Below are 23,503 nucleotides of genomic sequence, written 5' to 3'. Positions count from 1 at the left end.
AAGGCAGAAGGCCCCCGCACGGTCGACGGGAATCGCAAGCGCCGCTCACTGCCGGGCGTCAACCGCGGCCGGAGGAATCGGAGCCTCGCAGCGCTCGCACGCAGCGTCTCCCGCCCCGCCGCATCCCTCTCCTTGACCGCACCCGCGATGTTGGTGAGCGTCTTCCCTTCGCTCACCATGCTGATCCTCCGCGGCTCACCGGCCCTCTCTCCTTTCCGCCTCCAGAAACTCCTCCAGGACCTCACGGCCACCGGACTTCCGGTGCGGGCGATCAACGCGGAGTTTGTGCATGTCGCGGAACTCGCGGGCGAGCTGACGTCCGCGCAGCACAAGGTACTCGAGCAGCTCCTGACCTACGGCCCTCGTCGCGTCGCCGAACCCATTTCCGGGCTCACGCGGGTCGTCGCCCCGCGCCCCGGCACGATCTCGCCGTGGTCATCGAAAGCCACCGACATCGCGCACATCTGCGGACTTTCCGCCGTGAAGCGGATCGAACGGGTGGTCCAATATACCATCGATCTCGGCCCACCGGTTCCGCCCTCTCAACTTTCAACGTTCAACCTGCAACTCGCCGCGAAGCTGCACGACCGCATGACGCAGGTCGTGTTCGACGACCTCGCCGCCTGCGAGGCCCTCTTCCGCCACGAGACCCCGCGGCCGCTGACCAGCGTGCCCGTCCTCGCCGAAGGCCGCGCCGCGCTCGTGGCCGCAAACCGTTCGCTCGGCCTCGCGCTCGCCGACGACGAGATCGATTACCTCGTCAACGCGTTCACCACGCTCGGCCGCGATCCGAACGACATCGAGTTGATGATGTTTGCGCAGGCCAACTCCGAGCACTGCCGGCACAAGATCTTCAACGCCACCTGGGAAATCGACGGCGCCGTGCGCGACCGCTCGCTGTTCCAGATGATCAAGCACACGTATCAGCTGCACAGCGACGGCATCCTTTCCGCCTACAAGGACAACGCCGCCGTCCTCGCCGGCACCCGCGGCGGCCGCTTCTACGTCGATCCCGCCACCGGAGAATACGGCGCGCGCGAGGAAGACATCCATATTCTGTGCAAGGTCGAGACGCACAACCATCCGACCGCCATCTCGCCGTTTCCCGGCGCCGCCACCGGCTCCGGCGGCGAGATCCGGGATGAAGGCGCCACGGGCCGCGGCTCGAAACCGAAAGCCGGCCTCGTCGGGTTCACTGTCTCCAATTTGAAACTACCCGGTGCGGTCCAGCCGTGGGAAAAGGAAAACGGCAAACCCCACCGGATCGTCTCCGCCCTCGACATCATGATCGACGGCCCGCTCGGCGGCGCCGCCTTCAACAACGAATTCGGCCGTCCCGCGATCAACGGCTACTTCCGCACCTTCGAAGCCGCGGTTCCGGCGGCCGCGCCGGCAGATCTCAGATCTCAGATCTCAGATCTCAGATCCCCCTCAACGGAGTTGAGGGGCTACCACAAACCCATCATGCTCGCGGGTGGCCTCGGCAACATCCAGCCGGGCCACGTGCAGAAGGGCCTGATCAACCCCGGCGACAAGCTCGTCGTCCTCGGCGGGCCCGCGATGAACATCGGCCTCGGCGGCGGCGCCGCCAGCTCGATGGCCAGCGGCCACGGCCAGGAGGATCTGGATTTTGCGAGCGTCCAGCGCGACAACGCCGAGATGGAACGCCGCTGCCAGGAGGTCATCGACCGCTGCTGGGCCCTCGGCGACGCCAACCCGATCTCCTTCATCCACGACGTTGGCGCCGGCGGCCTGTCGAACGCGTTGCCCGAGTTGGTCAACGACGGCGGCCGCGGCGGACGTTTCAACCTTCGCGCCGTGCCGAACGACGAGCCCGGCATGAGCCCGCTCGAGATCTGGTGCAACGAATCGCAGGAACGCTACGTCCTCGCCGTGCCCGCGGACCGCATCGCGGAATTCGAGGCGTTGTGCGCACGCGAACGCTGCCCCTTCGCCGTCGTCGGCGAAGCCACGGAAAAACGCCAGCTGGTCCTTGAAGATTCGCACTTCAAGAACACGCCGATCGATCTTCCGCTCGACGTCCTGCTCGGCAAGCCGCCGCGCATGCACCGCAAGGAAGTCTCGCGCCCGCGCCCGCTCCTGCCGCTGGAACTCGGATCGCTTTCGCTGGCCGACGCCATCCGTCGCGTGCTCGTGCACCCGACGGTGGCCGACAAGACGTTCCTGATCTCGATCGGCGATCGCACCGTGGGCGGCCTGATCTGTCGCGACCAGATGGTGGGACCGTGGCAGGTACCTGTGGCCGACTGCGGCGTGACGGCCGCCGCGTTTGACGTCACCACCGGCGAAGCGATGGCGATGGGCGAACGCACTCCCGTCGCCGTCAACAACGCCGCCGCCTCCGCGCGTCTCGCCGTCGGCGAAGCGCTCACGAACCTCGCCGCCGCGCAGATCGGCGACATCGGCAAGGTGAACCTCTCCGCCAACTGGATGGCCGCACCCTCCGTCCCCGGCGACGGCGCCGATCTCTACGCCGCAGTGCAAGCCGTCGGCATGGAACTCTGCCCCGCCCTCGGCATCACGATTCCCGTCGGCAAGGATTCGATGAGCATGAGCACGGTGTGGAACGAGCGTTCCGCCACCGGAGAAATCACCAAGCGCATCACGGCCCCGATCTCGCTCGTCGTTTCCGCCTTCGCCCCGGTCACCGACATCCGCCTCTCGCTCACGCCCCAGTTGCAGCCCGACGAAGCGTCCGTGCTCCTGCTGATCGACCTCGGCCGCGGCCGCGATCGTCTCGGCGGCTCGATTCTCGCGCAGGTCGTCTCGCAGGTGGGCGCCGAGACGCCCGATGTCGATCTCGCCGCCGATCTGAAGAACTTCTGGCAGGCGATCCAGCGCCTCGGCCGCGAAGGGAAACTCCTCGCGTATCATGATCGCTCGGACGGTGGCCTGCTCGCCACCATCGCGGAAATGGCCTTCGCCGGCCACACCGGCGTCGATCTCGATCTGCCTCCCGGTCGCGGCATCTTCCCCGCCCTCTTCAACGAGGAACTCGGCGCGGTCATCCAGGTCCGCCACGCCGACGTCGTCCTCGTGGAGGCCATCCTGCGCGAGCACAGTCTCGACACCGCCACGACCCCCATCGGCAAATTGAACCGCCGCCACGCGCTGCGCATCCACCAGGGCGCCGAGCTGCTTTTCGAGGACGGCATCTTCGCCCTCCGCGCGATCTGGTCCGACGTCACCCGCCGCATCGCCGCGCTCCGCGACAACCCCGCGTGCGCGGAATCTGAATACCAGCTCAAGCTCGATCCCGCGAATCCGGGCATCACGCCGAAGATCACGTTCACCCCAAACCTCGCACAGGAGGAAGCGGAGAAAACAGAGGGAAAGACTGCTGCCTCGGTTCCCTCTTTCGCCTCCGGCAAAACCAAACCCCGCCCGCGCGTCGCGATTCTGCGCGAGCAGGGCGTCAACGGCCAGGTTGAGATGGGCGCCGCCACCACGCGCGCCGGGTTCGCCGCGGTCGATGTCCACATGACCGATCTCCTGAGCGGCCGGGTGTCGTTGCAGGATTTCCGCGGCGTGATCGCCTGCGGCGGCTTCAGCTACGGTGATGTCCTCGGCGCCGGTGAAGGCTGGGCCAAGAGCATTCTCTTCAACGAGCGCGTGCGCGCGGAGTTCGCCGCGTTCTTCGCCCGCGAGGACGCCTTCGCGCTCGGCGTCTGCAACGGCTGCCAGATGATGAGCAATCTGCACTCGCTCATCCCCGGCGCCGACCTGTGGCCCCGTTTCGTGCAGAACAAATCGGAACGCTACGAAGGTCGCTTCGTCTCGGTGAAGATCGAACGGAGCCCCAGCGTGCTGTTCGCCGGCATGGAAGGCTCGGTCATTCCGATCGCCGTAGCGCATGGCGAAGGCTACGCGGAGTTCAAGGACGCCGCCGCCGCCGAACGCTGCAGCAACTCGGGCCTCGTCGCCGCGCGCTTCGTCGACAACCACCACCGCGTCACCGAGCAGTATCCGCTCAACCCGAACGGCTCGCCGCTCGGCATGACCGCACTCACCACAACCACCGGCCGCGTCACCATCATGATGCCGCATCCGGAACGCGTGTTCCGCACCGCCGCCATGAGCTGGGCGCCCTCTACCTGGGGCGAGGACTCGCCGTGGATGCGTCTCTTCCGCAACGCCCGCGCCTGGGTCGGTTGAGCCGGGCTCATGCCGTTGCAGGTTGAAAGGTGAAAGTTGAAAGAACCGGAAGCAGACCCAACCACCATCGATTGGGTTCGAATTCAGTCACGCACCTGTCGGTAAAAGCCTGCCCGCACTCCAGACCCGTTGGCTGCACCGCTGCGTGATTGGGGGCTTTCAACCTTCAACTTTCACCTTTCAACGGCATGATTCCGTCTGAGCCGCGGGAGCGCCTACGGCCGGTTCCGATACCACACGACGTTCTTCGACTCGCGCCCGGCCAGGATCAGATCCGTCCGGCCGTCGCCATCGAGATCGGAAACCTTGAGATCGTAGGCCTGCTGCTGGCGGCCGGTGTCGATGTCATGAGCGACAAATCTGCCGTCACCGCTGTTCTGATACCAGCGCACGACGCCCGCGGTGTACGACGCCGTCGCGACATCCGCATCCCCGTCCCCGTCGAAGTCCGCCACTGCCAGCGCGTGCGGCGTCGCCAGGTCAGCATCGATCGCGTGCTTCGTCCACGCAGGTCCGGCAAACCAGAACACCCCGCGACCGTGACCGCAGCTGCCCACGATGTCCGGCACGCCATCCCGGTTGACGTCGGCCAGCCGGATGTTCGTCGCTCCCTTTTCCTGCGCGATCAGATGCTTCGTCCACTCGCCAGCTCCGGACGCGCCGCGTTCCCACCACGAGAACGTGCCGGCGCCGGAATCGCCGAGCAGCACGTCGCCGCGGCCGTCGCCGTTGACATCGCCAAACTCAAGGTAGTGCGGCCGTCCGTCCGCCCCGGACCGGGTGACGAGGCCGCGTTCGAAACCGGTGGCGCCCTTCGCCGGCGCGCGAAACCACGCCACGCTGTTCGCGAAAACGGCCCGCTGATACTGTCGGCAATCAGATCCGGCCGGCCATCGCGATCCACGTCTCCGACCGCCAGGCCATGAATTCCGTTCAGCTCGCGATCAATCACGTGCAGCGCCCACGGCCCGCCGGACTTTCCCGGGTTCTCAATCCAACCGACGCTGAAATCGGGTCCGATTGGCTGCGGCGCGGTCTTCCCCTGCGCCTGTGCCCGGCGAAACTCAATCCACGGCACCTGATACCGGCCAATCGCGAGGTCGGCATCGCCATCCTGATCAGCATCGAGCGCGACCGCATACAGCATCTTCCCTTCGCGGCTGTCGAACAGCACCGCGTGCCGTCCATCCGCGGGCGTGACCGCGTACACCTGCGTCACGCCCACGGCGATGAGTTCCTTCCGTCCGTTCTCGTCCGTGTCGAACGCCTCGACGCTCCAAATCGATTCCGGCAAGGCAAACGCGTGCCGCTCCCAGCTTGCAGCCGGCTGCGCCGCACCGGCCAGTGTCTCGATTCCACCCCACACGCCGGCCCACAGCATCACGGTACGCAGCAGTGAGGTCATGGTGAAAAGGGTCGGTGCCTGTTCAACGGGCGGTCACGCGCGGAGAATTCGCTGCCTGCGGCGCGGATTTGAAATCACCAGCGGTGAAATCGATTTCGAAGATCATGCCCTCGTAGCCGACGACGTAGATCCGGCCGCGCTCATCCGTCGCGAACGACGCGATGCTCTCCGGTGACGTCCCGATCTGCCGGAATGCAGACAGCGTCCGCCCCTCCTGCGTCAGCCCGAAGATCAGCTTCGAGGTGTAGTCGCCGAACACATACACGCCGTGGAACGATGACGCCGGATCGCCGCGGTAGACATAGCCGCCGGTGACCGAGTTGCCGTACTTCCGCTTGTAGGCCGCCACGGGCGGCACGTAAGTCTCGCCCTCCCGCCGGTAACGCTGGGAGAAAATCTCGAACGCCTCGTAGACATTCCAACCGTGGTTCTCGCCGCGCCGCACGATCGCGACCTCCTCCACCCGGTTCTGGCCGACGTCCCCGACCCACAGATCGCCCGTCGCGCGATCGAAGGTGAAGCGCCACGGCTCGCGAAAACCCACCGCCCAGATTTCCGGCCGCGCGTCCGCGCGATTGCGAAACGGATTGTCTGCGGGAATCGCGTACGGGAGTCCCGCGTCGCGGCGATCGACGTCGAGGCGCAGGATCTTGCCGAGGTGCGTGCGCAGATCCTGGCCGTGGCCGTTGGGATCCTGCTGCGGACCGGTGTCTCCCATGCCCAGATACAGGAAGCCGTCGGGCCCGAATTCGATGCACCCGCCGCTGTGATCCTGCGTGACGCTCGCGACGGACCACAGCCGTCGGGAAGGCTCGCCGGAATCGGCGCGAAGATCCGTGGCCGCCACTTTCTCGCTGAGGACCGTCAGGATCTTTCCCGCTTCGAGCACCTGGTGTTTCAGGTAATATTTCCGATTCGCGCGAAACTGCGGATGAAAGGCGAAGCCGAGCAGCCCATTGGGACCGCGCTGACTGAAAAGCTCCGCGCCGAAATCACCGAAAAGCGTTTTCACCTCACCGCCCGCACGCCGGTCCATCCGCCAGATTTTCCCCGACTGATGCGCCACGAGGAATACGTCCGGCTCGCCCGGCACCTGCCCGCACCACACCAAGCCGAGCCTCGGTTCGCCGCGCCGGATCACGGGCGGCGGAAACCGTTGCGCTTCGGTGAAGAGCGGACGCAACGCGACCGGCTTCGCCAGCACCGGAATCTCGTCCGGCATCCCGCGGTTGCCCGCCAGCGCGTTGGCGGGTTGTTTCAACGACACGAGGTACTCGATCACGTCCGTGAACTCCTGCGGCGACAGCGCGCTGTGCAGCCCCGGCGGCATCAGGGAAACGTCGCTTACCGTCCGCTGCTTGATCGCCCCGACCGCGACCGACCGCGCGATCCGATCCGCGCCCATCAGCTCGAGACCGGCGGCGTCCTCGCGTTTGATCACGCCCAGCATGCGCTCGCCGTCCTGCGTTTCGATCAGCGTCGCGGCATAGCCGACCGCAATCGTCGCCGACGGCTCAAGCACCGCCGTGACCAGATCGGGCCGCGGCACGGCGTCGCCGACCGCGGACAAATCGGGTCCCGCCGCGCTGCCGGAGCCATCCACCGTGTGACACTGCGCGCAGGCGGTGCGCTCGGAAAAAAAGATCTCCCGCCCTCGCGCCGCGTTGCCGTCCCGGCGCAACGCGAAGTCACGATACGCCTTCAGCGCCGGCGCGGGCGCGGGTTGCTGCGCGAACGCGATCAGGCTACCCGCCGCCGCAGCCGCGAGCCCCGAAGCGCGCAGCGCGCGGAAAACCCAGGACGTCACGGAGGGAAAAGGCGGGAAGGTCACGGCAGGCGGAGGTATGAACCGCGGCGCAAACGGCACACCGAAGGCATCCGCAACGCAAGGTTCGTCGCCCCGGGAGCGCAGGCGTCGCACCTGCATCGCATGAGGAGCAGGCGGGACGCCTGCGCTCCCGGCGTTCACGGTGTATCCGTTTTCAAACTGCGCATCCACGCCCACATCGCGTCGAATTGTTTCTCCGCATTGCCGCCGAGATGAGCGTCGAGCAGCGCGTTCACCGCATCCTTGGTGTACCGCGGCATGATTGTCGTCGGTGCGACTCGTTGCGGGAAATGCATCCAGCGTTGGTAATAGTCGTGGCGCAGCCGTTCGGGCGCGTGTTGCAGGTTCGGCCCCTGTCCTTCGAACACCTGCAGGGCTTTGCGACTACCGGCGTCGTGACACGCGACACAGGAGTAGCCTTCCGTTCCGGTGAGCTTCGCGCCCAGCGCCACCGTGTCGGCTGCCGGCGCGGGTCCGGCAGCCTCGCCCGTCACAGTCACGCCGTGTTTCGCCGCCAGCCCCAGCGAGAGATTCGCCGCGCGGCTCGCGAACGCCGGCATCCGCGCCTCCAGCCACGTCCGGGTGCGAGTCGGATGCTGCCCGGCGAGCAACGCCTCCACCCATTCGCGCTGCAGCTTTTCGCCGGCGAATGTGAGATCGGGAATCTTGTTTTCGCCGCCGCCGGAGTGACACTGTGCGCAGTTCAATGCCTTCAGCTGGCTCGCGACGTATTCGCTCGGGGCGAACCGGCGCAGCGACGCCACGCCGACATCGCGGTCCGCGTTGCGAAACGCGATCAAGGCCGACACCTGCTCCGCGTTCAGCCGAAGATCCGGAGCGCGACCGCGATTGTCCGCCACGCAGCCTTTCACGGTCCAATCCGCGCGCGCCATCTCCTCGTACGGCGACGCCATCGGCGGGCGGGCCGCCGCCCGCGGCTCATGACACGTTGCACACGACGCCGTGAACACCGCCTGGCCGGCCGCGGCATTGCCTCTCAGCGCAGTGTGATCCGCCCCACGAGTCGGCTGTTTGGAACGTACGTAAGCCGCGATCTGCTGGGCCTCCGCCCGCGTGAGCCGCACGTCGGGAAACACCGTGTCGGCGTGATGCAGCGCAGGCTGCTGCAGGAGCTCAACGAGGCCGCCGTCGGTGTGCTGTCGCGCGGACGCCAGCGGCGCGATCCAGAAGCCGAGTTGTCGTTTCTCCACCAATCCGGCTCCGGCTGCAATGGTGGCGGCATCGCTCGGTACGGTCGCCGCCGACCAACCACCGTCCTTCAACGTGGCCAGATAAGCCGCCACGTCCGCCGCCTGGCCTGGAGCCACCGTGGGACAATGCCCCTGCGGTCGCGCGATCCACGCCTCGACCCACGCGGACTCAAGCCGGTTGCCGGCATTCTGAAACCCGGGGATGGTCGCGAGCAGTTCGGGCGTGAGGTCACGCGAGAGCCCGTTGCGGGGCGCGTGACAGTTGACGCAGCGCGCAGTCGCAAAGACCTCCCGGCCGGTGCGGACCTTGGCCCATGACGCCAGTTCAGCGCCGGGCAAATGGCGAAACGCCGTCGCAGGCACAGGCTCGGCGCGAAACTGCGAGCTGCTCCACAGCAAACGCACGCGCGGATCGCCCGCAGCGGGACTGCGGTAGCTGCAGAAGATCGCGTGCGGGCCTTTCGTCAGCGTGACCGGCACCGCAGCCTTGAGCGGCAACTCGCCGCTGAGCACGGTCCGGCCGTCAATCTGCAGCGACACCGTGCCCGCGCCCTCGAGCGCAAACGTGTAGTCGTCGCGTTCCGGTACGATGAGCGAACCCTGCCACGCTGCGCCGAACGGCCGCCCGCCGGCAATGAACACGGACGGCGACGCGCCCGCGGGCACCGTCAGCGCGAGCTGATCGACCCGCACCGTATCCGTGATCTCCGCGGTGAACGTCATGACGAGCCCGCGTTCGCCGACCGGCGCTGTCTCCGGAATCCGGATATCCTCCCAGCGCACGCCCGCGACTTTGAACTCGGGCGCCATCTGGTGGACCGTGTGATAAATCGTTTCGCGCACCGCGGCCCCCTTCGGGTCGGCGAGGTCGAGCTTCACTTCCATCTGCATCGCGGCCGTCATTTTCGGCAGGTAGAGAAACACCGACCGGCCGTCCTCCAGCAGCTTGGCCGCGCCGACGGTGACGGTGTCGATGATGTTGTGCGCGCCCTTCGACGCCGTGGTGATCGCGGCCAGCTCGGCCTGCTCGTCGCGTTGGTCGATCGAGAACCGGCCGGAGCCGTACTGCGGGCCCCAGACGTAGTTCCACTTGCTGACCGAGTAACGCGACGGATCCTCGGCGCTCTTCGGATCGAGCGGCGCGGAGAAGCGGATCAACACGCCATTGCGGTGCGCATGCAGCTCGACCGGCAGCGGCGTGGTGACGCCCGTGTAGCGCACGCGCTGCAGGGCGTCGCGCCCGTTGGTCTGCCAGCCGCGGAAGCCGAGCACATAGAGCTGGCCGTTCTGCGGATGAAACCGCGCGCGCATCACCGCCGCGCTGACGTCGATGGCCAGACGATACACGCCGCCCTGCACCTGCCCGTTCACTTCTTCGCGCAGGACGCGAAAGATCGACGACTTCCCGTACGAGAGGTGCAGCATTTCCCCGGCGTGCCGCGGATCCCATTTCGTTGCCTCCGGCACCCATGTCTGGCTGCCGCTGGAATTGTCGGCGTGGTAGGGCAGCCAACACAGCGGCCGGTCGTAATCGGTGGGCGCCCCGGGCAGGGGCGCGACGAAGGTGGCCCGATCCCAGCGGCTCGGCACCACGCCGTTGAAGGTCACCTTGCCCGGCGGCGACCACGAGATTTTGCACTGCGGCACGAACGATCCCTCGTTCTCGCCCGTCGTGATCACGCCGTCGGGACTCACCCCCACGCCGCCCGGCGCGCGCAGGCCCCACGCCACCACTTCGAGTTTCGAGCCATCGGGACTCACCTTCATCACCGTGCCATTGTGCGGCGTCCACGGCCCGAAGCCACGTCCGCCCTGGTTCACCGGCATCGCCTTGCTGAAATAGAAATTGCCCGCGCGATCGGTCTGCAGGTCGAAACTGAATTCGTGGAAACCCGACGTGATCATCACGTCGTTGTTGAAGCACTCGTACTGGTCGGCCTCGCCGTCGCCATCGAGATCGCGCAGCCGCGTGATCTGGTCCCGTCCCTGCGTGTAGATCACGCCATCGACGATCTTCAGCCCGAGCGTCTGATACATCCCGCTCGCAAACCGACGCCAGGTGACCTGCGCGAGATCTCCATCAATGCCGTCGGCGATCCACACGTCGCCATTCCACGACGACGCCGCGAGGCGCTTGCCGTCAGGGAAGAAATCGAAACCGCCGAAGCGCGCCGGCGACCGCCAGGGATTTTCCGACGGCAGCGGGATCACATCCACCGCATAGCTCTTGTTTGCCGCGGCCGGATCGAGCTGGCCTTTCACGGCAAAGGTCTGAGGAAACAGTCCGGGGCCGCCGTGCGTCAGCGTCGTGAGATCGATCGGCGCCGCCACCGCGGCGCCGTCGATGGCGCGCTCCGCGTAAACGAGCTTGAACCGCGACGACGCCGTGCCGCGCGCGATCGTCACGCTGGTGCGGCCGTCCGCACTCGTCTGCAGGCTCACCCCCGCAGGTGCGCCAACGAGCGTCACCTGCGCCTCGCGCTTGAAGGCGGCATCCGTCGCGGGCGCGGACGCGCGAACCAACAGTGCGATGTCCGCCGTGGTGGTTGCATCCACATTAATGGTACGGGTGATGGCCCGCACGCCACCGATGTTCTCGAGGGCCGGCAACTCGAGGACCTTCACGCCGCCTACCGTGTAGTGCAGGATCGTCTGCCGGCCGTGACGGAAGAGTCCGCGGTAACGACCGACCGCATGCGGCAACGGACCCGATCGCGGGCTGCGCGTGTCGTCCCAGCTGCCGTTGACCGCCACGCCCAATCCGGCCGGTGCCTGAAAAAAGAAAATGCCCTCTCCCGTCGGATAATGCGAATTGCCCCCGTGCCCGCCGTCCCACGCGGTGCCGGCCAGCTGGATCGTGCCGTCGAAACCTGCGCGCCAGCTGAGCAGCTCGGTGTCGAACACGACCGATACGTCGCTCGCCGCCCCGAGCTTGATCGCGAGCCCCTTGAGGGCGGCGACGTCGCCGCCCGGCCGGCTCAGGATCGTATCCGCAATGAAAGGACCGGTGTCCATTTCCCGCCACCAGGCGCCGCCCGCCGGGGTTCGCGCCTGTTGCGCCCGACCGCCGGCTTTTCGCGCCGGCACCGCCGCCTCCGCCGCGAAGGCGGGCGCAGGCGTCACGACGTGCAGCACGACGGGCAGCAAGAGGGCAAACAACGCGCAGGGCCGGCGACGAAGGGTAAAACGCATGCGGAGCACGGATGCTTCAGGTTCGACGCAGCCGGACAAGCCAAACGATGGGTCACCGCGGGAGCGCAGGCATCCCGTCTGAGCGATCGTATCAATGCAGGCGGGACGCCTGCGCTCCCGTTATTCTCCCAGCGGACGATCGGCCGCCTGGCGAATATCGGTGAGCAGGGCCCAGCCGGTTTCCTGATCGAGCAGGGCGCAGCCCTGCAACGCCACAGCGCCGGGGGCGTTACCCAGCGCGATCCGAATTTCCTGCCGCGTCGGTTCCGCCGCGGTCCCGGCCTCGCGCCACGCGATCGGGCGCGGAGCACCCGACGCGGCGCGCCACGCGTAGCGCGGGGACGCAGCGGGCGTCGTCGTGGCGGTTCGCTCCAGCTCGGTTGCCGTCACCTGCACCGCGAGCCGCAACCACGCGCGCATGCCTTCGAGGGTGCGCACGGTAAAATCATGACTGCGCGGCTCCACCCGCACCTCGACCACCACGCTGCGATCCCGGCGCAGCAGCCGATACACGCGCTCGACCGGCGCGTTCTCCGTCACCCAGGTCACCTCCGCCTGGCCCGTGACCACGCGAGCGTCCAGCGGCATCGCACCCTCGGGACCGCTCCAGCTCAGCGCCTCGGCCGGCTCCGTAGCCGGCAACTCAATCGTCACACCCGTGCGCGTGTCGGCAGTCCGGAACGTCTGCGGCAAGCGCTCCTCCTGCTCGGCGAGCGCGCGACGACGCACCGCCGCAATCGGCTCCCGCTCGCCGACGCGCACCGGCGCCGTCGGCAAAATGGTGTCACCCAGCACGCGCGTCCGCCACGGCGCCACACGCACCCGCACGGTGCGCGTCAACGGTTCCGGGCCGAGCTTCACCTCGCCCCGTGTAATGATTATACGGTGACGCGGCTCGCGCGGCAGGTCGGAGGGATCGTCGTTGCGCGCCGGCTCGGGCGGCAACGGCGTTGCCGCCGGTGTGGCATCGGCTCCGCCGCTGCGGCCGGACGCGGTCGGTCCCGTGGTCACGTCAGCTGACACTGTCGCGACAGTGGCGGTCGTGACGGTCTCAACCGCCGCGATCGTCGCGGTCGAGGGCGTCGAAGCGGATTCCTTTCCGGACGGCGCGCTGGCCACTGCAGGTGTCGCTTCACTCGGCGCCGCGACCGACGGAGTTGAAGGGGTCGGCGTAGCTTCCGTCCGGACGTTAACGTCAGCCAAAGTGGTGGCAGCCGCGGTGGCGGGCGGAGGGAGCGGCGAAGGCGGCGGGGACGCGACCGGCTCCGGCGGCTTGGCGGTCGGAGCCGCTGCAGCCACGACCGCACCACTCGGTGCCGGCGTGGACGTGGACGGCGCTGAATTTCGTCCCGTGCCCGCCCCTGGGTTGGAAGCGGATCCGGTGGCACTGCCGGCGGCCGGGGACGCCGCGGTGGAAACAGACGTGGCGACCGCAGCGCCGGATTTTGCCACCGACGCAGCAGCGCCGCCCGGAGCGTTCGGCGTCGCACCGGTCGCGCCAGGCAAACCTTTCGGCGTACCCGGCAAGCCAGCGTCGCCGGTGAGGACGAGCGCACGGGAAGACGCCGATGCCTCGATTGGCGGGACGCGGCCGGGTGAAGCGACAGAGGCGGGAGCAAGCGACGAATCCGGCGTCGGCGATGACGCCGCCTGCGGGCGAGCGACGGTTGGAGTGACGGTGGAAAGGGAGGCAACGCCGGGCACGACCAGCGGCGCGGGAGAAACCGCGCTCTCGGCGGAAGTGCCTGCCGACGTGTTGCCGGCTGCACGCAGGTTTTCTGAAGGCGCACGCGTGGACGCGGCGCTGCGGATGTCGTCGGTCGGACGCGTCTGGGCAACCGTGGGATCGGAACGGTCGGCACCCTGCCACATCGTCCACGCCCAGATTCCACCGGCCACCACGACGACCGCTGCGACGAGAGCAAAGACCTGGGCGGGGCGCCGTCGGCGGGCCCCGCGTCGCGTGTTCCGGACGGTGGCGGCGACCTGGCCGGCATCCGACAGCACCAGTTCTGTCACGGACTCGCGTTTGATTTCCACGGCGAGGCCGTTCGGCGGAAACGTGCCCCGCAGAGTCCGCACGCGTAGCCGGTAGATGCCGGCGGAAAGTTTGGGAAAACGAAACTCGCCGGACGCGTCGCTGGGCGTTTCCGCGACGGTTTCGCCATCGCCCGACTCGAGGACGACATCATGGCGCGCCGGCCGCCCGCCCACGAGCACCTTGCCGGCAATCTCGAGGCCGTCCGTATCGGGATAACTGGGACGCGCGGGAGCCGGGGCGCCCCAGCTGTGCAGGCGGACGCCGTTGTCCGTCCGGCAGGCGTAGCCGGCGAGCTCCGCATCGGAACGGGCCACGAGGCGCGTCACCATGTCGGCAACGACCGCGCTCAACTCGGCGACATCCACCTGGCTGCGCGCATCCGCGTTGTCACTACGCGCGAGCCCGCCGCGGGCCACCGTGTCGACGAAGGCCTGCTGTTCGTCCGCGAGCCGTTTGCGCAGCGCGCGCAATTCGGCCGCCGAGGCGGGCCGGGCTTCGGCGGGCTCGCGCCAGCTCCAGGCCACGCCCTCGTCGTCGGCCCGGCGCTGCGGCGGGAGCAGGACGTCGCGAAAATAGGACGACAGCAACGGCCAGAAGTGATGCACCGTGCGCCGACCGACCCGAGCGATACCACGGGTGTCGTCGCCGTGAAATTCGGCGACCGCGCGTCGCGCAGGATTTTCCCGGCTCATGGGGCAACGGTGTCGTCGGCCGACAGCAGCGTGGCCAGACTCCAGCGATAGCGTTCACCGGCCTCGAACCGGGCCGTGAAGTTGCGGCTCGTCGGCGCCTCGCGTTCACCGGCGATCAAAGTCTGTTCGACCTGATAATCCCCGCCCGCGAGCACCACGGCGAATGTTTCCCGCGGCTGCACCTGCACCAGTTTCGGTTCCATGCCTGCCGCGGGCCGCAGCGCGATCCGCCACGGGTACGGTGTAAGATTGGTCACGGCGATCTCGGCCTCAGTCCGCGCCTTGGCGAGACGCGGTGCCTCGGGCGTGCCGGCGCAACCGGCAAATCCGACGGTCGCCAGCAGGCACGCCACACGAATGCAGGCCGCAGCGGCCGGCCGGGGGAGCATGTGGGCAAGAGTCACGCCATCGTTATCGGCACCCTGCGTAGTTTCCGTAGGAAAAACTACGGAGGCGCCCGGAACTGCCCCGCCAGGCCACCGGAGTGAGCGCGCGCCGTCTGGTCCGCTCCGTAACGTGTCGCAACCACCCGTCTGGAATTCCCCGTCTCCCGTCTCCTTTCTCCGATTTCCGCTTTCCGCTTTCCGGTTTCCGAACTCCGGTCTCCGGTTTCCTGTCTCCGGTTTCCGGTATCTGGATTTCTTCCTTCCCGCCCGCTCCGATTCCCGTTCCTATCGCGTCGTCGTTCCCTGCCCTGTCCGGTTCGTTTCGTCATCCCCTCGTCACCATGTCCAACGTTACCCGCCGCAACTTCTTCAAACTTTCCGCCGCCGGTCTCGCTGCGACCGCCGCGGCGCCGCTCGCAACGTGGGCGGCCCCGGCGCCGTCGCCGTTTCAACGCACCGGGCAGCCCCGCCTGCGCCTTTCGCTCGCGGCGTATTCGTTCCGCGAGAATTTCCCGATGATGCGCGGCAAGGCCAACACGAAGATGCCGGCCGGCAAGGGCACGGACATGTTCAAGTTCATCGATTACTGCGCGGCGCAGGGCTGCGAGGGCGCGGAGATCACGAGCTACTTCTTCGACTCCGAATCCGACGAGTACATGACCAAGCTGAAGCGCCACGCATTTCTGCGCGGCGTGGCGATCAGCGGCACGGCCATCGGCAACAACTTCTCGCTGCCGAAAGGCGCCAAGCTCGACGAGGAGATCGCCACGACGAAGAAGTGGATCGATCGCGCCGTGCTGATGGGCGCGCCGCACATCCGGGTGTTCGCCGGCAATGCACCGAAGGATTTCCCGCGCGCCGAGGCCGACAAGATGGTCATCAAGTCGCTCGAGGAATGCTGCGACTACGCCGGCAAGCGCGGCATTTTCCTCGGCCTGGAAAACCACGACTCGATCGGCAGCGCCGACACGCTGATTCCGATGGTCAAGGCGGTGAACAGCCCGTGGCTCGGCATCAATCTCGACTCCGGCAATTTCCGCACCGCCGATCCCTACAAGGACTTCGCCGCCTGCGTGCCGTATGCCGTCAACGTGCAGTACAAGGTCGAAATCCACGACGGCCCGAAGGCCAGCAAGCCCGCGGATCTCGCGCGCTTCACGCAGCTGCTGCGCGACGGCGGCTACCAGGGCTGGGTCGCGCTGGAGTACGAGGCCAAGGAGGATTCTGCCGTAGCCGTGCCGCGGATACTGAAACAGATGAAGAGCCTGATGGCCGGTTGACGCCGCGGGCTTGAACCGGCGGACGCAGGCCGATGGCCCTCCCCGCCGGCGAAAATCAACGGCCCAGCAGGCGCGTCTTTTCCGCTGGCGGGAGCGGCGCGCCCGCGAGCCATGCTTCCGCCGCAGCGGGCGCATTCATCCGCCAGCGGGAGAAGGCCGCCACCCGCGCCGCATCCCGCGCGGCCGGCGTGCTCAACGACTCCGCCCAGGCCAGCGCGCCAGCGGGATTCTTCTGCGCCAGAGAAGGAGCCACCGCCGCCGCGGCCTGCGCCTGCACCTCGCCGTTGAGCGACTGGACGAACGCCTGCGCCGCCGCCACGTCCTGGAGCAACCAATACGAGAGCGCGGCGTTCAGCACCGACGGCGCCTGTGATCCGGCCGGTTGTGTCACCACCCAGCGCGCCGCGGCCTCGGGCTCGCGTTGCGCCCAGGCCGACACCGCATTCGCCGTCGCGGCCGTGCGGATACTGTCTCCCGGCAGCGCGGCGGCCCAGCCCAGCGCCGCCTGTGGCGCAGTCGCCGCCCAGACGCCGGCGAGATACGTGGCCGCCGCCTGCTGCGATTCACCGGCGGGCAGCGTCGCGACATACCGTCCCGCCTCCGCCCCATCCCGGCGGGCCCACGCCAGCAGCACCGCGTTAAGCGCCACCTGGCGCGCCGGCCCGGCTGGCAACGACTGCGTCCAGGTCAGCGCCGAGTCGATGCCCTGCGCCGAAAGTCCGCGCGCGACCTCGGCGGCGATCATGACCTGCATTTCGCCCGCGGGCAGCAGCGTCACCAATCCCGACGCCTCGCGCGGATCGGACACGGCGATCGCCCGCAACGCCTCGTACACCGCGCGTTCCCGCGCCGGACCGCGCAGTTCCTGTTGCGCGAGTTCAATCGCACGCGCCGGATCGGTCGCGGCGAGTTCACGCAGGACTGATTCCAGCGCGGGGCCGCGATCACCGGGCTCCGGCAGTCCGCGCGCCCACGCCAGCGCGGCCTTGGCATCGCTGCGCGCCCACGCGTCCGCGACCGCGCGCACGGCGTTTTCTCGACCGGCGCCGACCGGGAGCTCGGCGAACCGCTGGCCCGCCGACGCCGGGTTTTCCCGCGCCATCCGTTCAAAGAGCAGACTGAAGAGCGCCTGGTCATCGGGCGTCACCGCGAGTTCGCGCGCCACGGCAAACGCGCGCGCCGGATCGCGTTGCGCCAGGTCTTCGACGACCAGGCGCAGGCCGAGCGAGGCCTCGGATCCGCGCGGTAACTGGCGCACATAAGCCAGCGCCGCCTCCGGATCGCGCGCGATCCAAGCCTGCAGCAGGCGGCCAAACGTGCGGGCGCGCTGCTGCGGGTCCGCCAGCCCACGGGCTTGATCAAGTTCCGCCCGCAGATTTCCCGCCCACGGCCCGACCGGCGTTCCCGGCGCCGACTCGGGCCGGACGGCCGCCGTATCCACCGGGTTCGCGGCCGTCGGTGGCCGCGGCGACGGACGTAGTATCCACCAAGCCAGCACGCCCAGCACCGCCACCGCAAAGACGAGGAGCAAACGGGAACCGGGCGATTTGTTTTGGGGCGTGGACATGGCTGCGCCGGAACGTTGCCGGGGAAAGATGAAAGTTGAAAGCTCGGGCGCGCTGCGACGGACAAGCCGGCGGTGGGAAGACACGTCGACTCAACGCCTCATGCGCAGCCTCCCGCGCTCGCGCCGCCGCGAGTCACGCGAGTGACACGGCGCGGACCGGGTTCCGGGGTGGTGCCCCGGAACCTCGCGGGATTACTCCGGCGACGCCGTCAGCTGGCTGTCGCCGTTGATGACAAGACGATCGCTGACCACTTCGCCGACGAGCGAGCTGCTGCCGTTGAGGGTCACGGTACCGTTGGGCACCTTCACGATGGCCCGTAGCGTGGCGTTGCCGTTAAGCGTGAGCCCGCCCGAGGCCAGGTCCAGAGCGAGCCACTGCGGCGTGCCCGGATTCTCGACGGACTCGTTGAAGGTCACGCTGCTGGCGAGGATCAGCTTCACGGGTCCGGCCAGAATGAGCCGGCTGTTGCCATTGAGGACCAACGACGCGATGCGATAGACGGAAGGCGTCGTGGCGCCGGCGACGCCGAGGATCAGGCCACGGTTTCCATTCAGCGTGATCGCACCGTAAGTGCCGGCGGGAAGCGTCTGGTCGCCCGCATCCCGGCCGACGGTGAGGTTGCGCAGCGTGGCGAAATCACCGGCGGACTCCGTCGGATCGTTCAACACCACCGAGCGCGTGCCGCGCACCGCGAACGGCGGAATCGACGACGACAGCGCAACCGGAGCGGTGCGACGAACCAGGTAGCGGAGCACCGCGTTGCCACCGAGCGTGACCGTATGATTGGCCGGTGCCGCGTCGCCTGAAGCATCACGAACGCCCGCAAACGTCGGCTGGCCGCGAATCGACAGCGCCGGTGTTCCCGGTACGAGGAGATCGCCGGAGATCCAAGCGTTGCCATTGAGCGCGATGTCTTCCGGGAGCAGCACCTGGATCGAGCCATCGAGACCGCCCTGAATACTCGGGGCGTGGCGCACGAGCGCGGTCGTCGCGATCACCAGCGTGCCGCTGGCCGTGGCGGAATAGTTCGGGTTTCCGCTCGTGGCGACGACCGCGTAGGCGCCCGGATACACCGGGGGCGTCGTGCTGCCGTCGTACGTCACGACGAGCGAGAGTCCGTTCGGTGTGGTGGCCGTCGACACCGACTTCGGCGTGCCGTCGTAGGCCTGCCGCAGATTCGACAAGGTGATCGTTCCCGTCGCCGGCGCGATCGTGAGCGTGACCGTGGCAGACCCTTCGTAGTTGGCGTCCACCACCGTGACCACGACGGTGTACGAGCCGGCTTCGGTCGGCGGCTGCTGAAGCCCGTTGTAGGTCACAACGGTCGTGAGTCCGGCAGGAAGGGTCGAGACCGAGACGGATTTCGCGAAGTGATCATACACGGCGCTGACACCGCCGATGGTGAGGCCGGCGGGAGCCTTGTTGACGGTGAGAGTCGCAGCGTTGCTCGTGACCGAGGTCGCGATGTTCGTGACCACGCAATCGTAGGTGCCGGCGGCGGACGTCAGGACGTTGGTCAGCGTCAACGTGTCCGTCGCCGCCGAGGGATTGCCGACGATCGGCACCCCGCCCTTGCGCCATTGATAACTCATCGGCGCCGTGCCGGTGGCAGCGACGGTGAAGGTCACCGTATCGCCGACCGTCGCCGTCTGCGCCAAAGGCTGCGTCACAATCGTCGGCGGCACCGGAGCCGCAGTCTGGAAACTGAACACGGCGTCAGCCGGCAACGACAGCGTTCCCGTGGTATCCCGCACGCCGGCGGCAAGCACCCGGACGGTCACGGTGTCGCTGTAGGCCCAGCTAACGGCGGGGGTGAGCGTGAAGGCTGTCGGTCCGCCCGAGACCGTCGCTGTCACCGCGCCGCGCGCGGCGCTCGTGATGGTGAACCAGGTGCCCGTGGCGGCCACCGGTTGATTGAACGTGATTGCAATCGACGAGGCCACCGGCACGCCCGTCGCCGCGGCCGCGGGGACGGTGCTGGCCAGGGCGGGCGGCAATTCCGTCCCGGCGGTCAGCTTCAAATCATCGATGCGCCAGTTCGCCGTGCCGGCACCGGGCGAGCCCGTACCGTTGTGGCCGAAGATGCGGAACGTCACCGCGGTGCCGGGCGCGCCCCGCACGCCGGCGAACGCCGGCGCGATCGCGGCCCAGTTGGAGTTGGCGAGGAGCACGCCCGACGCGATCGGGTTGGTGAAGTTGTCGATGCTCGTGAGCACGGAGAACGCCTGCGGCCCGGTGCCGGTGCTGCGCGCGCCGAACGTCAGACCGGTCGCGACCAGCTGCCGGCCCGCCGCCGGCGTCAGGGTGAATTCGAAGTACGCAGACGTGGCGGTATTGAGCGCCCCGATACGCGCGGCCGCGCCGGCATTGTTGCCGCCGGAGAACCCGCTGGCCGTCGGCGAAACGGACACCGCGGTCAGCAGCGCCGTCGTGCCGTTGTTGTTGCCCTGGGTCACGACGCCGCCCGTGAGCGTGGCCGGCAGCCCGCTGGTGGGCGCGGCGGTCGCGAAGTCCCAGACGATCGTCTCCAGCGTCGCTGCGGTGACCCCGAGCGTGGCCGGAAGGCTCGTCACTGGATTCACGACATTCGACACGATCACATCGTACACGCCGGCGCTGGCCGCCTGTACGCCGGTGAGCGTGAGCGTCGCGGTCGCGACACCCGCAACCCCCGGGCCATTGACGAGCGGCGTGCCGTTGCGACGCCAGCTGTAGGAGATTGGCGCGCTGCCCGTGGCCTGCACGGTGAAGCTCGTCGTGCCGCCCAACGCGACCGTCGCGGAGACCGGTTGCTTCTGGATCGAAACGGCAACCGGCAGGACGGTGAGCAATGCGGCCGACGAGGTTGCGGAGTTCGCCGCATTGGTAACCACACAATCGTAGTCGCCGCCGTCGGCGAGCGTGACGCCCGTCAGGCTGAGGGTGGCCGTCGCCGCGGACAGATTGCCGGCGATCGGAACGCCGCCCTTGCGCCACTGGTAGGTCAACGGCGCAGTGCCCGTGGCTGCGACGGCGAACGTGGTCGAACCGCCGTCGGAGATCGTCCGCGCAACGGGCTGTTGCACGATGGCGGGCGCAACCGGCAAGCCGGTGCCGAACGAGAACACATGATTTGCCGGCAGCGCCAGCGTGGCGGTGTCCTTCTCGATCACCGTCCCCGCGAGCACCGTGACCGTGATGGTGTCGCCGAACGCAAAGTTGGAGGGCGGCGTGAGCGTGAACGTCGTGGGCCCGCCCGTGACCGTGGCGGCGACTGGACCGGTGAGGAGACTATTGATCGTGAACCAGGGGCCGTTGATCAGGACCGGTTGGTTGAACGTGATCGTGATGGGCGACGTGACGCCGACGCTGAGCGCGCCCGAGGCCGGTGACGTGGAGGTCACCGCCGGTGCCACTGCGCTCGTGGCTTCCGCCGTGCTCACGTTCACCTTGAGGTCGTCGATGCGCCAGTTGGCGGTGCCCGCGGCGGGTGAGCCGAGGCCGCTGTGGCCGAAAATGCGGAATGTCACCGGCGCCCCAGTGGTGCCGGTGACCGTGGCGAACGTTCCCGGCGTGTTCACCCGCCACGTGGAGTCCGCGAGGAGCGTGCCGGAGGCAACCGGCACGGTGAAATTATCGAAGCTGCTGAAGACCGAGTAGGCCTGCGGCCCGGTGCCCGTCTGGCGCGAACCAAAACTCAGACCGGCCACGATCAGTTTCTTCGCGGCGGCGGGGGTGAGCGTGAACTCGAAGTAAGCCGACAGCGCCTTGTCGAGCGCGCCGATGCGTGCCGCCGCTCCGGCGTTCACGGTCCCGGAAAAACCGCTGGCCGTCGGGGACACCGACGTGGTGCTCAACATCACGGTCGTGCCATTGTTATTACCCTGCAGCACGGTGCCGCCGGTGAGGTCGATGGGCAGGCCGCTCGTGGGATTCGCGGTGGCGTTCGCCAGATCCGCGCCGAACGTCCACGTGATGGTCGCGGCATTGACGGTGAGCTGGGCCGCAGCACTGGTGACGCTGCTGACCGCGTTGGTCACCACCACATCGTAACTACCGGCGTCGGCGGCCGCCACGCCGGTGAGCGTGAGGGTGGCGGTCGTCGCCCCGGCAACGCTGCCTCCGTTCAACAAACCCACCGTGCCTTTGCGCCATTGGTAACTGAGCGGCGCCGTGCCGCGCGCGACGACTGAAAGCGTGACGATCGTGCCGCCCGTGGCGCTCTGGCTGAGCGGCTGGGTGATGATGGTCGGCGCGGCCGGAGTGACTGTCAGCAAGGCCGCGTTGCTCAAGATCGTGTTCACGCTGTTCGCAATCACGACATCATAGAGCCCTGCGTTGGCGGCCTGCGCATCCACCAGCGTAAGGCTGGAGAGCGTCGCACCGGGAACGGTCACGCCTTCGCGCCGCCACTGGTAGGAGAGCGTCGGGGAGCCGGAGGCGACGACCGCGAGCGTGACGTTGCTGCCGGCGGCCACGGTCTGCGGGGCGACGGGCGTGACGACGGCGGGCGGCAGGCCGGTGACGATCAGCGCCGCCTGGTTGCTGGAGATCGAGCCAACGGCGTTGGTGACCATCACCACGTAGTTGCCGACGCTGGACGCCTGGACGACCGGAATGTTCAGCGAGGCGCTTGTCGCGCCTGCGATCTCGGCGTCGTCCTTGAGCCACTGATACGCCAGGGGCGTGTCGCCGGAGGCTACAACGGAGAACGTGACCGAGCCGCCGACCGCGGCGCTCTGCGTCTCGGGCTGCGTCACAATCGCCGGCGCACCGACGGCAGTCTGGCCGTCGACCTTGGCCCGCAGCGTGGCCGCGAGTGCCGCCGGCACGTCGGTGAAAAAGCTGTAGCCGGTGTCGGTCTCAAGCTGCGCGGCCGACGTGATGTAGTTCTGCCAGGGGTTGCTGCGGATGCCCTGGACGTTGGGGATCTTGAGCGCGATCACGCGGGTGGCGGCGTTGAGCCGGCTGAGCGCGGAGCCCGGCCCGAGCGGCACGACGACGGCGATCTTCCAGACGTAGCCGGGAATGGCGACGCCCGTGGTGAGGGTTGAACCCGCAAAACCGCCGGGCCCCGAGATGATCAGCAGCTCATTGCCGGCCGCGGCGAGCGTGCGGCAATAGCTTTCGAAATTCGCCCACACGCCCTGATTGTTGTCCGGTGCCTGCGGCACCATGTTGGACATGTAGAACGTGAACTGATTGTCCGCCACGCTTACGGTGCGGTCGCCCGAGGGGCACATGTGCCCGCGATCGAAGCCCGAGCCCGAGTAATCCGTCGTCAGCACCGCCGTGAAGCCGGCCGGCAGCGTGGTATCCACACTGAAATCCGAGCGACCGCTCCCGCCCACGTCCGTGGTCGTGAGATCCCACGCCACCCAGTTGGCCTCGCGGGTGAGGTCGTTGTAGCCGAGGGCGTATTGCGCGCGCTGGATCAGATAATTGCCCCGGTTGGCCGGATCCGCGGTCGCGCTGCTCGGGTTGCCAAGCTGCGACTGGAGGCTGACGCCGATGGTGGCGTTGAGGCCAAGCGCTGAGCTCAGAAAAACTCCGATGGCCAGTAAATTTCGATGAAGCGTCATACTCAAAATTGGGGCTTTGCCGCAGTTGCGAGGAATGGCCGGTGTCGACCAAAGTCACGCGCGAAAGCGTCACGTTACGTCATCGTTGCACAGCTGGATTCAGACCAAGTGGTTTGGTCCGAGAAAGTGCCGGTGCAAACTCGGGGCGTGCACCCGACCGGCG

10 protein-coding genes are annotated in these 23,503 nt (G+C 68.0%); 3 read left to right on the top strand and 7 right to left on the bottom strand.

From position 1 onward, the window contains the following. Nucleotides 1–177: 177 nt before the first annotated feature. Nucleotides 178–4,176 carry a phosphoribosylformylglycinamidine synthase gene (purL, locus tag ACLJEU_RS08115; protein ID WP_414662104.1) on the top strand — a complete coding sequence of 1,333 codons (3,999 nt, stop codon included), beginning with the start codon at nt 178–180 and terminating at the stop codon, nt 4,174–4,176. 215 nt (nt 4,177–4,391) lie between these two features. On the opposite strand, the gene ACLJEU_RS08110 is transcribed toward purL, so the two are convergent. After that, entirely contained in the window at nt 4,392–5,015 is a 624-nt protein-coding gene (locus ACLJEU_RS08110; RefSeq protein WP_414662103.1) for an FG-GAP repeat domain-containing protein, read from the bottom strand. Nucleotides 5,016–5,098: 83 nt separating this feature from the next. Between ACLJEU_RS08110 and ACLJEU_RS08105 the strand changes: the two genes are divergently transcribed. Continuing rightward, complete coding sequence (locus ACLJEU_RS08105) at nt 5,099–5,575, top strand: hypothetical protein (RefSeq protein ID WP_414662102.1); 477 nt, start codon at nt 5,099–5,101, stop codon at nt 5,573–5,575. A 28-nt stretch (nt 5,576–5,603) separates the two neighbouring features. Here ACLJEU_RS08105 and ACLJEU_RS08100 read toward each other — a convergent pair whose 3' ends face one another. The 4 genes from ACLJEU_RS08100 to ACLJEU_RS08085 form a co-directional block, all read right to left on the bottom strand. Next, entirely contained in the window at nt 5,604–7,388 is a 1,785-nt protein-coding gene (locus tag ACLJEU_RS08100; protein ID WP_414662101.1) for a PQQ-dependent sugar dehydrogenase, read from the bottom strand. Nucleotides 7,389–7,546: 158 nt separating this feature from the next. Next, nucleotides 7,547–11,812 carry a DUF6797 domain-containing protein gene (locus ACLJEU_RS08095; protein ID WP_414662100.1) on the bottom strand — a complete coding sequence of 1,422 codons (4,266 nt, stop codon included), beginning with the start codon at nt 11,810–11,812 and terminating at the stop codon, nt 7,547–7,549. A gap of 120 nt (nt 11,813–11,932) precedes the next feature. Further along, a complete protein-coding gene (locus ACLJEU_RS08090) occupies nt 11,933–14,545 on the bottom strand; it encodes a carboxypeptidase-like regulatory domain-containing protein (protein WP_414662099.1) in 2,613 nt (870 codons plus the stop codon). Further along, complete coding sequence (locus ACLJEU_RS08085; RefSeq protein ID WP_414662098.1) at nt 14,542–14,934, bottom strand: hypothetical protein; 393 nt, start codon at nt 14,932–14,934, stop codon at nt 14,542–14,544. The genes ACLJEU_RS08090 and ACLJEU_RS08085 overlap by 4 nt, the downstream gene beginning before the upstream one ends. Before the next feature lie 338 nt (nt 14,935–15,272). Here ACLJEU_RS08085 and ACLJEU_RS08080 point away from each other — a divergent pair, with 338 nt between their 5' ends. After that, the gene (locus ACLJEU_RS08080; RefSeq protein ID WP_414662097.1) at nt 15,273–16,211 is read left to right on the top strand and encodes a sugar phosphate isomerase/epimerase family protein; all 939 of its coding nucleotides are present in this window, start codon (nt 15,273–15,275) and stop codon (nt 16,209–16,211) included. A gap of 55 nt (nt 16,212–16,266) precedes the next feature. On the opposite strand, the gene ACLJEU_RS08075 is transcribed toward ACLJEU_RS08080, so the two are convergent. Together ACLJEU_RS08075 and ACLJEU_RS08070 are read right to left on the bottom strand one after the other, a co-directional pair. After that, nucleotides 16,267–17,778, bottom strand: a complete 1,512-nt coding sequence (locus ACLJEU_RS08075) for a hypothetical protein (RefSeq protein ID WP_414662096.1) — start codon at nt 17,776–17,778, stop codon at nt 16,267–16,269. A 192-nt stretch (nt 17,779–17,970) separates the two neighbouring features. Further along, a complete protein-coding gene (locus ACLJEU_RS08070) occupies nt 17,971–23,340 on the bottom strand; it encodes an immunoglobulin domain-containing protein (protein WP_414662095.1) in 5,370 nt (1,789 codons plus the stop codon). Nucleotides 23,341–23,503: the final 163 nt, after the last annotated feature.

It is taken from the genome of Terrisphaera buseokensis, assembly GCF_047521145.2.
In the GTDB taxonomy this organism is placed as follows: domain Bacteria; phylum Verrucomicrobiota; class Verrucomicrobiia; order Opitutales; family Opitutaceae; genus ER46.
This window is presented reverse-complemented; position numbering and strand designations above follow the sequence as displayed.